General features: G+C 72.5%; 2 protein-coding genes. Both read left to right on the forward strand.

The window, feature by feature from the left end; all coding sequences use genetic code 11:
- The first annotated feature begins 8 nt into the window (after positions 1-8).
- Complete coding sequence (locus ACWY4P_RS45715; protein WP_456206739.1) at positions 9-8279, forward strand: SDR family NAD(P)-dependent oxidoreductase; 8271 nt, start codon at positions 9-11, stop codon at positions 8277-8279.
- Positions 8276-13207 (forward strand): beta-ketoacyl synthase N-terminal-like domain-containing protein, encoded by a 4932-nt coding sequence (locus ACWY4P_RS45720; protein WP_456206740.1) that lies wholly within the window; start codon positions 8276-8278, stop codon positions 13205-13207. The genes ACWY4P_RS45715 and ACWY4P_RS45720 overlap by 4 nt, the downstream gene beginning before the upstream one ends.
- Positions 13208-13231: the final 24 nt, after the last annotated feature.

A 13231-nucleotide genomic window follows, 5' to 3' on the forward strand; every position in this document is an offset into this window, starting at 1 on the left:
ATGAGGATATGACCGAGCATGTCCGGTACTGGACCCCAGAGTGGCAGCCCGTCCGTGAGCCGCACGACACGGGGGGCCCCGCCCCGCGCGCGGGCGGCCGCATCCTGCTGTTCACCACGGAGGACGACGTCGAGCAGGGCTTCCGCCGGGCGCTGGCGCACCACGACGCCGACGCCACGCTCGACGTGGTGCGCACGGCGGACCGGCTGGCCCGAGCGGTGCGGCAGGGGTCGTTACCCGACCGGATCCTCATCTGGCGCGGGCCCGCGGTGGAGCTGGGCGACCCGAGGACCGCCGAGGCCGCCGAGCGGGAGTACTTCCTTCTGCATGAGGTGACCCAGGTGCTGCTGCGGGAGCGGCCGGAGCAGGACATCAGGCTCATCCACGCCTTCGCCGAGGACGGGGGCGACGGGAGGGGCCCCGGGCCGGAGTACGCCGCCGTCGGAGCCTTCGCCCGGACCGTCCGGCTGGAGAAGCCCACCTTCCGCTATCGCAGCGTGGCCCTGACCCCGCGACCGGCCGAGGCCGCAGCCGCCACGCTGCTGGCGGAGTTCGACCGGCAGGACGAGGCGGTGGAGGTCCGCTACGACGGCGGGAGCCGTGCCGTACGGCGCCTGCGCGCCCTGGCCACGCCGCCGGACGCCGAGCCCGGCCCCCTCCCGGTGCACCCGGGCGGGACGTATCTCGTCACCGGCGGCCTGGGCGGCCTCGGCCTCGTCTTCGCCCGGGAGCTGGCCCGGCAGGCCCCGGTCCGGCTGCTGCTCACCGGCCGCCGCCCGCCGGCGGACCGGGGGCGCGCCGCCCTGGCCGGACTGGCCCGCTGCGGCGCGCAGGCGCGGTACGTCCCGGCCGACGTCAGCACGTCCGACGGGGTGGCCACGCTGGTGCGCGAGGCCCGGAGCGCCTTCGGACCGCTGACCGGCGTCATCCACTCCGCGGGCGTGCTCCGGGACTCGTTCCTGCTGAAGAAGACCCGCGAGGAGGCGGCGGCCGTGCTCGCCGCCAAGGTCCGCGGCACGGAGCTGCTGGACGAGGCGCTGCGCGAGGAGCCGCTGGACTTCTTCGTGCTCTTCTCGTCGCTGGCCGGCACGATCGGCAACCTCGGCCAGGCCGACTACGGCTTCGCCAACGCGTACCAGGACCACTACGCCCGCCGGCGCGAGACACTGCGGCGGCGCGGGCTGCGCTCCGGCAGGACCCTGGCCGTCGGCTGGCCGCTGTGGGAGGAGGGCGGCGCCATGCGCGCCGCCGAGGGGTCCGAGGACCGGGCCAGGGCCCATCTCGGCCTGCACCCGCTGAGGACGGCTGAGGGCGTCGCCGCGTTCCGCGCGGCGCTGGCCTGCGACGCGCCGCACGTGGTGGTGGTCAAGGGCGAGCCGCGCACCTGGGAGCTGCTGGAGTCCGGCCCCGGCCGCGCCGAGCCGCGCGGGCGGCAGGAGGAGGCGGCGCCGGACCGGGCGAGCGAGGACGCCGACCCGGCGCTGCGCACCAGGGCGCGGGACCACCTGCTCCGGCTGGTGTCCCGGTTCACCAAGCTGCCCCCCTCCGAGATCAGGACGGACGCCTCGTTCGGCCGGTACGGGGTCGAGTCCGTCATGATCATCGGGATGACCCAGGAGCTGGAGGGCGAACTGGGTCCGCTCGCCAAGACGTTGTTCTTCGAGTACGACAGCATCGACGAGCTCACCGCCCATCTGGTCCGCACCAAGGGACCACAGCTGCGCGCCCGCCTCGGCCCGGCGGCGACCGCGACCCCCGAGACCCCCGCGACCCCCTGGGCGAATCCCGACCCGCCCCCCGCCGCCACGTCGCTGTCAGGCAAGTCGCTGTCCGGCAAATGGGCCCTGCTCCAGGCGCGCGGCCGGGCCGACCGGCCGGCGGCCGGGCTTCCCCCATCCGTCGAGCGGGAGCGCGACTTCGACCAGGACATCGCCGTCATCGGCCTGGCCGGCCGCTATCCGAGCGCCGCCGACCTGGACGCCTTCTGGGAGAACCTGCGGAACGGTACGGACTGCGTCACCGAGATCCCGCCACGCCGCTGGGACCACACCCCCTACTTCGACCCGGAGAAGGGCAAGCCGGGCAAGTCCTACAGCAAGTGGGGCGGCTTCCTCGACGGCGTGGAGCTCTTCGACCCGCTCTTCTTCAGCATCTCCCCCGTGGAGGCCGAGTACCTGGACCCGCAGGAGCGCTTGTTCCTGGAGACGTCCTGGCAGGCCATCGAGGACGCCGGCTACGCGCCGGGCTCGCTCGAGGGGAAGAAGGTCGGCGTCTTTGCCGGAGTCATGTTCGGCCTCTACCAACTGCTGGCCACGGACAAGCACGGCGGCTGGCTCAACGGCAACTCCTCGTACGCCTCCGTGGCCAACCGCGTCTCGTATTTCTTCGACTTCCGCGGCCCCAGCATGACGATCGACACCATGTGCTCGTCCTCCCTGGTCGCCGTCCATCAGGCCTGCACCGCCATCCGCGGCGGCGAGTGCGAACTGGCCCTGGTCGGCGGGGTCAATGTGATGGTCCACCCGTCCAAGTACGTCCAGCTGTCCCAGGGCGGTTTCCTGTCCGCCGACGGCCGCTGCCGCGCCTTCGGCGCGGGCGGCGACGGCTACGTCCCCGGCGAGGGCGTCGGCGCCGTGATGCTCAAGCCGCTGCGCAAGGCGCTGGCCGACGGCGACCACGTCCACGCCGTCATCAAGGGCTCGGCCGTCAACGCGGGCGGGCGGACCAGCGGGTACACCGTGCCCAACCCGCAGGCCCAGGCCGAGGTGATCAGCGAGGCGCTCGACCAGGCGCGGGTCGACCCGCGCAGCATCTCCTACGTCGAGGCGCACGGCACCGGCACCTCGCTGGGCGACCCCATCGAGATCACCGCCTTGACCAGGGCCTACCGCCGCGCCACCCAGGACCGGCAGTTCTGCGCCATCGGTTCGGTGAAGTCGAACATCGGCCACCTGGAGTCCGCTGCCGGGGTCGCCGCCCTGACCAAGGTCATCCTGCAGATGCGGCACCGGCAGCTCGTGCCCTCGCTGCACACCACGACGCTGAACCCGCTGATCGACTTCGAGGACACCCCCTTCTCCGTCCAGCGGCGGCTGCGCGACTGGACGCCGCCGGTGGGGCCCGACGGCCGGAGCCTGCCCCGGCGCGCGGCGATCAGCGCCTTCGGCGCGGGCGGCACCAACGCCCACCTCGTCCTCGAAGAGGCGCCGGCGACTGAGTCCGGGAACGCCGGCGACGAGGGACGGCAGCAGCTCTTCGTGCTCTCCGCACGACACGCGGAGAGCCTGACGGCCGCCGCCCGGCGGCTGCTGTCCCACCTGGACCGCCACGTCGGCCCGGCCCTTCCCGTCCCCACCGCCGCCGAGGCGCCGGACGCCGACGCGGCTGTGACGGAGGACGGCGTGCGCGAGGGCCTCCGCGCCGAGGTCGCCGCCGCGCTCGGCCTGCGGCCCGCCGACATCGACGACGACGAGCCGTACACCGACCAGGGGGTGGGAGCCTACGAACTGGTCGCCTGCCACGAGCGGCTGCAGGAACGCCTGGGGCTGAGCTTCCCGGTGGAGGTGCTGCACGAGCAGCCCACCGTCTCGCGTACGGCCGCCCACCTGGCCCGGCCGTACGGCCCGCAGACCACCCCCGAGACCACTCCGCGACCCGCCGCCGCGGCACCGGCGCCGCCCCCGGCCGACCTGGCGTTCACCCTCCAGACCGGTCGGGAGGCGATGGCCGAACGCCTGGCCGTCCGCGCCGCCGACCTGGGCGGACTACGGCAGGGGCTGCGCGCCTACCTCGACCGACATGCGGACGCGCCCGGCGTGTGGTACGGCTCGGCCGACGACCACGACCGCAGGCTGCACTCGCTGCTGCGGCACGACCTGACCCATCAGTACACGCGGCAACTGCTCGCCGAAGAGCGGCTGGACGAAGCCGCCGAGATGTGGGTCATGGGCGCCGAGGTGGACTGGTCGGCCGCCTGGGACCACCGCCGGCCCCACCGGCTGCCCCTGCCGACCTACCCCTTCGCCCGCGAGGTCCACTGGATCCTCCCGGTCGGCCCGGACGAGCCCCTGGTCCCCGCCACGGCGCTGCCCGCGACGCCCGCCGGGCCGGCCGCCCCGGCGAAGCCGGCGGTCCGCGCCACGGCGTCTCCGACGCCCCCGGCGGCGCGGCCGGACGGTGACGGAGACCGCTACGCCGCTGTCCTCGACGACCTCAAGCGCTGCTTCTCGGAAGAGCTGAAGATTCCCGTCGGCAGGCTGAAGGCGCATACGCCGTTCGAGGACTACGGCATCGACTCCATCCGCGTCACCCGGCTCAACCGGGCCCTGGAGCGGAGCTACGGCTCGCTTCCCGCCTCCCTGCTCTTCACCTACAAGGACCTGGAGTCGCTGGCACGCCACCTGGCCGCCACCCGCCGCGAGCAGGTGCCGAGCGGCCGGGAGCGGGCCGGGCCCGCCGCCCCGGAACCCGGCGTACCGGTGTCCTCCGCCCAGGCTCCCGTGGACGCCGACGAGGCCACCGTCACCGGCGACATCGCCGTCATCGGCCTCAGCGGCCGCTACCCGCAGGCGCCGACCCTCGCGGAGTTCGCGGCCAACCTGGCCGCCGGGCGGGACTGCGTCACCGAGATCCCCGCCGAACGCTGGGACCACCGCGACTACCCGGACATAGCGTGCCGCCGGGGCGGATTTCTCGACGACGCGCTGGGCTTCGACCCCGCGTTCTTCAATCTCTCCCCCAACGCCGCCGCCTACATGGACCCGCAGGAGCGGCTGTTCGTCCAGGCCGTCTGGCACTGCCTGGAGGACGCGGGGCACACGCCGGAGACCCTCGCGGATCCGGACGCGGGCGACCGGCGCGGGAACGTCGCCGTCTACGCCGGTGTCACCTTCAACGAGTACGGGCTGTACGGCGCGGCGGACCTGGCCGCCGGGAAGGACGTGCCGATCGACTCGCAGCTGTACTCGGTGGCCAACCGCGTCTCCTACCTGCTGAACCTGCGCGGCCCCAGCCTCGTCGTCGACACGGCCTGCTCATCCTCCCTCTACGCCGTCCACCTGGCCTGCGAGGCGCTGCGCCACGGGGAGTGCGAGGTCGCCATCGCGGGAGGGGTGAACCTCAGCCTGCACCCCGCCAAGTACCTGACGCTCGGCATGTTCAACTTCCTCTCCCCGGAAGGCCACTGCAAGAGCTTCGGGGAGGGCGGCAACGGCTATGTGCCGGGCGAGGGCGTGGGCGCGGTGCTCCTCAAGCCGCTGCGGCAGGCCGAAGCGGACGGCGACCACATCTACGGCGTCATCAAAGGCACCGCCGTCAACCACGGCGGCAAGACCAACGGCTACACCGTACCCAACCCGGTCGCCCAGGCGGAGGTGGTCCGGGCCGCCCTGGCGAGGGCCGGTGTCGAACCGGGCGGTGTCAGCTACCTGGAGGCGCACGGCACCGGCACCTCCCTCGGGGACAGCATCGAGATCGAGGCGCTGACCACCGCGTTCGACGGCTTCCCCGACGACGGGCGGCACTGCGCGATCGGCTCGGTGAAGTCCAACATCGGTCATCTGGAGGCCGCAGCCGGCATCTCCCAGGTCACCAAGGTCATCCTCCAGATGCGACAGCGGCGGCTCTTCCCCAGCCGGCTGAACTCCGAACGACTCAATCCGCAGATCGACTTCGCGCGCACCCCCTTCCGGGTCCAGCTGGACAACGAGCCCTGGCAGCCGCCGCAGGGGCAGCCGCGGCGCGCCGGCGTCAGCTCCTTCGGAGTGGGCGGCGTCAACGTCCATGTGGTGCTGGAGGAGTACACCGCGCCGCCGCGCCTCCAGCCGGGCGCCCCGGGGCCGTGGCTGATCCCGTTGTCCGCCCGTAGCCCCGAAGCCCTGGTGCGCCACGCCGCCGGACTGCACGCATTTCTGGAGGGGAACGGCGGGCCCCAGGCGCTGCCGGACCTGTCCGACGTGGCGTTCACGCTTCAGACCGGCCGCCGGGCGCTGCCGTGCCGCGCCGCCTTCGTCGCCTCGGACCACGCCGAACTCGCCGGACAGCTCAAGGCGTTCGTGGCCGACGGGCGGACGGCCACCGCGGAGGACCGACTCGACGAGGTGGGCAGGCGGTGGGTCCGCGGGGAGGACGTGCGCTTCGACGCATGGTGGGAGGAGCACCCGGGCCACCGGGTCTCCCTGCCCGGCTATCCCTTCCAGAAGGACACCCACTGGCTGTATCAGGCCCCGGTCCGGGCCATCGGTCACGAGCGGGCCCCGGCGGCACCGGCCGGCGTGCCGCCCACTGGTGCCGACGCGGACACCGGTGGCGTGGACCGGGAGTTCCTGGGCCGGCTGGCAAAGGCGTTCCCCAACGAACGCCCGGGACTGATGACCGAGTACCTCCAGCACCGGGTCGCCGACCTGCTGGGCTTCGCCGAGGGCCGGCTGCCCGAGACGGACCGGGGCTTCTTCGAGCTGGGTATGGACTCCATCACCTCGACGCAGACGCACAACCTGCTGGAGCGGCTCTTCGGCCAGGACCTGGATCTGCAGCTCTTCTTCAACTATCCGACGATCCGGGAGGTCGCCGAGTACCTCCTGGGCCTGCCGAGCCTGGAGCGCGGCGCGCAGCCGGGGGCGGACGCGGGGGAGACCGGGACCACGGGGGACGACGACGTCGCGCCGGTCTGGCTCTTCACCCGGGACTGGGCCGAGACCGATGCCCCCGCCGCGGCCCCGGCCGGCGGCGCGGTCCTGCTGTTCGACACCGGCGACCGGCTGCGCTCGGCCCTGGCCGGCCTCCCCGCCGACCGGCGGCCGGAACACGTGGTGCTGGTGCGCCCCGGCGACCGCGGACTACGGGTCAGCGGCCAGGACGAGTTCACGCTCGACCCCCTGGACCGGGCCGGCTACGAGACCCTGCTGGAGACATTGGCCGACCGCGGTGTCACCGTGGACCGGATCATCCACTGCTGGTCGGCCACCGGCTCCGAGCCCGCCCCCGACCGGATCGAAGCCGGCCTGCGCCACGGGGTCTACTCCCTGACCGCCCTCACCCAGGCCGTGCTGGCCAGACTGCCCGGGCGGCGGGTCCGGCTGCTGTACGCCTCGGCGACCAGGAGCGGCGTGGCGGCGCCGGAGAACCGGGGCATCGGCGGCTTCATGCGGGCCGCCCGCATGGAGAACCCGCTGCTGGTCTACAAGACGGTCGAGTTCACCCGGTCCAACCTCAGCCGGGCACGGATGGCCGCCGCCCTGATGGCGGAGTTCGGCCGGCCGGACCAGGACGTGGAGCTGCGGCACGACGGCACGCGCCGCTGGACCCGGTGCTTCCGCCCCGTCCCGGCCGAGCGGATCGAGGCCTCCCGGTCCCGGTTCGGCACCGGCGGCGTCTACCTCGTCACCGGCGGCCCCGGGGGCCTGGCCGGCCTGTTCGCCCGCTATCTGTGCCGGGAACACCAGGCCAAGGTGGTCCTGGTCGGCCGGCGGGAGGCAGACCCTGAGCGGCTGGCGGAGCTGGCGTCCTGGAGCCGGGGCGGGGGCGAGGCGGTCTACCTGCGGGCCGACATCGGGGACCGGCAGGCGGTCATGGACCTGGTCGCCCGGGTGCGCTCCCGCTTCGGTCCCGTCACCGGCGTGATCCATTCGGCCGGGGCGGTGCGGGACGGGTCCATCGAGCACAAGCGCCCCGAGGAGATGGCGGAGGTCTTCCGGGCCAAGGTCTTCGGCACCCGGTACCTCGACGAGGCGCTGCGGGACGAGCCGCTGGAGTGCTTCGTGATGTTCTCCTCGCTGGCGGCGGTGCTGGGCAACTTCGGGCAGAGCGACTACTGCTTCGCCAACGGCTACCTGGACGCCTTCGCCGAGTACCGCGAGAAGCTGCGCGAGCGCGGCGAGCGCGCCGGGCACACGCTCTCGCTGAACTGGTCGTTCTGGCGCGGTGGCGGCATGGAGACCAGCGACGCGATCCTCACCTGGATGCGCAACAAGCTGGGCACCGTCGTGTTCGACGGCCCCGAGGGCTGGCTGGCCCTGCGCGCCGCCGCCGGCCTGGCGTATCCGCAGGCCATCACGGTCAAAGGCGACATCGTGAAGATCGCTCGCATGCTGGGCGTCCCCGAGAGCGACATCGGGGCGACCCTGCCCATCGAGCCGCCGGGCGAGCGGCGGGACGAGCGGCCCGCCGAGCCGTCGGCCGACGCGCGGCCCGGCATCGACGGCATGGGCGAGGAGGATCTCGTCGCCCTCCTGCGGAAGGAAATCGAGCTGAGTGAGAACGAGGGGGCTGACGTTTCATGAGTGAGCAGGCGAAGAACAACACCAGCGAGGTGCTGAAACAGTCGGTCCTGACGATCCAGAACCTGCGCCGCCAGCTGGAGGAGGCCCGTGGAGCGGCCCGGGAGCCCATCGCGGTGGTCGGCCTGGCCTGCCGCTTCCCCGGGGGCTGTGACACTCCCGAGCGGTTCTGGGATTTCCTGTGCGAGGGCGGCATCGGGGTCCGGGACATCCCCGAGGACCGCTGGCCGGTCCAGGACCACTACGACCCCACGCCCGGCCGGCCCGGGAAGATGTACGTACGGCAGAGCAACTTCCTGAAGAACGACGTAGCGGCCTTCGACGCACGGTTCTTCAAGATCTCCCCGCTGGAGGCCAACGCCATGGACCCCCAGCAGCGCCAGCTGCTGGAGGTCTGCTGGGAGGCGCTGGAGAACGCCGGCCAGCACCCGGAGGAGCTGCGCGGCAGCTCGACGGGCGTGTTCATCGGGATGTCCGGCAACTCCGAGTACGCACAGCTGGTCCGCGACTCCACCGGGGTGAACGAGTACATCGGCACCGGCACGACCTCCAGCATCGCCTCCGGGCGGGTGTCCTACGCGTTCGGCTGGACCGGTCCCGCCCTGTCCGTGGACACCGCCTGCTCCTCCTCCCTGGTCGCCCCCCAGCTGGCGGTGGACGCGCTGCGGCGCGGCGAGTGCGACATGGCACTGGCCGGCGGCGTGAGCATGATGCTGTCCCCGGGCGTGATGTCCTCGCTGTGCATGATGAACGCCCTCGCCCCGGACGGGCGGTCCAAGCCCTTCGACGCCACCGCGGACGGCTACGGCCGCGGCGAGGGCGTCGGAGTGGTGGTGCTCAAGCGCCTGTCGAACGCCCAGAGGGACGGCGACACCGTCTACGCCCTGATCCGCGGCGGCGCGGTCAACAACGACGGCGAGAGCAGCGGGCTGACGATGCCCAACGGCCGGGCCCAGAAGGCCGTGCTGACCAGGGCCCTGGAGAACGCCGGGGTGGCCCCCGAGGACGTCGACTACCTGGAGACCCACGGCACCGGTACCCTGCTGGGCGATCCGATCGAGATCGACGCCATCCACCAGGTCTACGGCCACGATTCCCGCCGGCTGACACTGGGTGCGCTGAAGGCGAACATCGGCCATCTGGAGGCCGGAGCCGGCATCGCCGGCCTGATCAAGACCGCGTTGTGCCTGCACCACGGCCGGATCCCAGCCATCGCCGGGCTGGGCGATCTCAACCCGCGGATCAAGCCGCTGAGCGGGTCCTTCGACTTCCCGAAGACCACCCGGCCCTGGCCTGCCACCCCCGACCGGCCGCGCCACGCCGCCATCAGCTCCTTCGGCTTCAGCGGCACCAACGCCCATCTGATCCTCTCCGAGGCGCCGCAGGCCGACCTCGGTGCCGGAGGGGGACCGGCCCGCCCGGCGCTCACCTCCTCGCTGCTCACGCTCAGCGCCACCGACGAGGAGAAGCTGGTCCGCCGGATCCGCCACTTCGACGCGTATCTCACGCGCCACCCCGAACTGCCGATCGAGGACGTGTGCTACACGGCCAACGCCTGCGGCGCCGCGTTCACCCACCGCGCGGCCTTTCTCGGCAGTGGCCCGGCGGAGCTGCGGGAGGGCCTCAACGCCGTGCTGGCGGCGTACGAGGAGAAGGGGAGCCTCTACTCCGACACCTCGGTGATCCTGGGCAGCAGCCACGGCCGGGACCGGTGGAACGCCAAGCGCACCCTGTTCACCACCCACGCCGGCGGCCGGGCGTACGCCGCGCACACGGACGAGAAGATCCGGCCCAAGCTCGCCTTCCTCTTCCACGGCGAGACCGGCGGCGACGCGGCGCGGACCTTCGCAACCGCCCGGAGCCTGGCCGGGACCTTTCCGGCCTGCCACGAGGCGCTGGCCGAGTGCCTGACCCGCTTCGAGGAGGTCTGCGGCCCGCAGCTCGAAGCGTTCACCACCGAGGGCGCCACGCCCGGGACCCCGCAGACGGCGCAGGCGTGGCTGTTCGCGGCCGAGTACGCCATGTGCCGGTTGCTGGAGTCCTACGGCGTGGTACCCGAGATCTCCTTCGGCGAGCGCACCGGCTCCCTGGTCGCCGCGGTGGTCTCCGGCGTGCTGAGCCTGGACGCCGCGGTCCGTCACCACCTGGCGCTCGATGCGGCGCGGCGCTCCGGTGAGCCGGTCGCCTTCGTCCGGGTGCTGCTGGAACGGGAGGCGTTCGAGGGGGTGATGCGGGACTGGCGGGGCCACGCACACCTGTCGGCCGTGTACGGACCCGGCGAGCGCGTGATCTCCGGTGCGCCCTCGGACCTGAAGCAGGTCACCGAGGCCCTCACCGCCGTCGGCGCCGAGACCGCCTGGGAGCGGGACACCACCTGGCCCTCGGCCGGCTACCAGGCCGGTGCGGCCTCCTGGCAGGAGGCCGTCCGCAGTGAGGTCTACCAGCAGCCCGGGAGCCGCTACCAGTCGTCCCACACCCTCCAGGCCGGCCACAACCCGGAGGCGCTGCGCGCCGACTTCCACGACCATGCTCTGACCGCGCCGATCCGCTACGACGAGGGACTGCGGGAGCTGTACGAGCAGGGCTACCGCTTCTTCGTCGAGCTGGGCGCCCCCCGCACCGCGGCGGTGCTGGAGCGCGACGACGTCGTGGTGCTGCGCCTGGGCGAGGACGGCCCCGCGCTGGACTCGCTGCTGCGCGCGCTGGCCCGACTGTCGTGCCTGGGCTCGGCGTTGACCTGGAAGAAACACTATGAGGGCCAGGGCCGGCGCAAGCTGATGCTGCCGACCCACCCCTTCGAACCGGCCCGCCACTGGCTGTCCCACGCCACCTCTGATCGGGCTGCCGAGGACCCGGCGGCCCGGACGGCCGGGCGGCTCAGCCGCAACGGGCTGCGGGGCGAGGAGATCGACCTGCCGATCCGGCAGAAGCAGTACCTCTACACCTTCGCCCATCGCAACTTCCCCGAGCTCGTCGACAACTCAGGCGTCGTCCACGTCGGCTACTACCTGGAGATGCTGCGGGCGGTGATGGCCGAGCGCCACGGCGACCGGCCCTGCCGCGTCCGCGACATGCGGTTCACGGCCCCCGTCATGGTCTTCGCCGAGAAGATCAAGGAGGTGCTGCTCGTCCTCGACCCGCGCGATGACGGCGACGGCTCGTTCGACTTCCAGTTCCACAGCAAGGACGCGGGCACGCAGTGGGTCCTGAACGTAAGGGGCACCATCGCCCCGGTGGACGAGGCCGCCGTCGCCGACCGGCTGGACGTGGCCGCCGCCCGGCGGGCCGCCGGGCGGCACGTGGCACGCGAGGAGTTCTACCGGCCGCTGGAGCACGACCGGGGCTTCTTCTTCGGCCCAGCCGTGCGTCTCGTCGACGGCGCCTGGTGGCGCGGGGACACCGAGGTGCTCGTCGGCTTCGCCGCGCCCGAGGGGGAGACCGCGCGGCGCGACCACGCCCTGGGCTTCCACCCCGGCGTCCTTGACGGCTGCGCCCAGACCTGCAACTACGTGGCGCTGGAGCGCACCCCGGACGGCCAGAAGTACATGGTGGCCGAGATGGACGAGGTCGTCGTGGGACCCCGCTCCGGTGCCGAGGGGCTCTTCGCGGCCGTGGCGATGCCCGAGTACGACGAGGAGCGGCGGGAGATCGCCGGCAGCATCCGGCTGGTCGACGGGGCCGGGGCCACCGTGGTCTCGGTCGGGCGCATCCGGCTCAAGGAGTTCGACGAGCAGAAGCTCGGCGAGCTCATGGCCGTGATGGACGCCGCCACCCTGGAGAAGGAGAACGAGGACCGGGACTTCCTCCAGCGCTACGGCTACGCCGGCGCCGAGCGCAAGCGGGAGATGCTGCTGGAGTACCTCGGCCGGCTGCTGGCCCACATCCTGGAGATGGCCCCCGACCAGGTGGACCCGGACCAGCCGATGCACGACTTCGGTCTGGACTCGATCACCGGTCTGCGCTTCTACAACAAGACCGGCACGCTGCTGTCGGTGGACATCTCTTTCGCCGACATGGTCCAGAGCGACACCCTGCGCGATCTGGCCGACCACCTGGCCGACCTGCTCCCCGGCGGCACCGGGCTGCCACGCGAGGCCCAGACCAGGCCGTACGACAACCACCTGACCCCGGGGCACTGGATCCACCGCTACCAGCCGCATCCGGAGGCGAAGGTCCGTCTGTTCTGTTTCCCCAACGGCTACCGCAACGCCGACCTGTTCGACGCCTGGCGGGAGCGGCTCGGCCCGGAGATCGACGTATGCGCGGTCATGCTGCCGGGAATGGACACCAAGCGGCTGGACGAGCGGCCGCCGGCCGACATCGACGCGTTCATGAAGACCATGGAACGGGTCGTGGATCCGGAGCTGCTCGACATCCCCTGCGCCACCTTCGGACACAGCTGGGGGGCGCTGTTCTCCTTCCGGCTGGCGCACCGTCTGGGCCGAAACCCCGACGCCCGGCTCGTCAAGGCGTTCGTCTCGGGCTTCGCCGCGCCCAGCGGCCCCAACCCGAGCATCCAGGACATCCTGGATGAGCTGGTCAAGCATGGCATGACGCGGATCCCCGGCTACGAGGAGATCCGGCAGGACCCGGAGGCCGTCGAGGTCGTCGTCCGGGCCTACCGGAACGCCTGGAGCTACGGCGAGACGGAGACCCGGGCGACACTGCCGCAGTTGCTGGCGGCGTGCCGTCTCATCGACCGGTACGCACACGACCCGGAGGAAACCTTCTCCGCCCCCGTCACGGCCTTCCACGGCGTCGACGACTGGGTGGCCGCGGAGGAGTCCAAACGATGGGAGGGGCTGACCACCGGTCCCTTCGTCCTGCACACCATGGCCGGTGACCACCAGTTCATCGACGCACACCAGTCCCAGGGGCGGCTGCTGACCCTCATCCGTCAGGAACTGCTGGGCGCGGTGGGCCAGGCGTGAAGCGGGAAACCGAGGGGAATGTGA

This window comes from Streptomyces sp. LZ34, assembly GCF_053890475.1.

Excerpts from the sequence above, each read along its gene's own strand:
- ACWY4P_RS45715 (WP_456206739.1), top strand. The coding sequence starts at position 9 with ATGACCGAGCATGTCCGGTACTGGACCCCAGAGTGGCAGCCCGTCCGT.
- ACWY4P_RS45720 (WP_456206740.1), top strand. The coding sequence starts at position 8,276 with ATGAGTGAGCAGGCGAAGAACAACACCAGCGAGGTGCTGAAACAGTCG.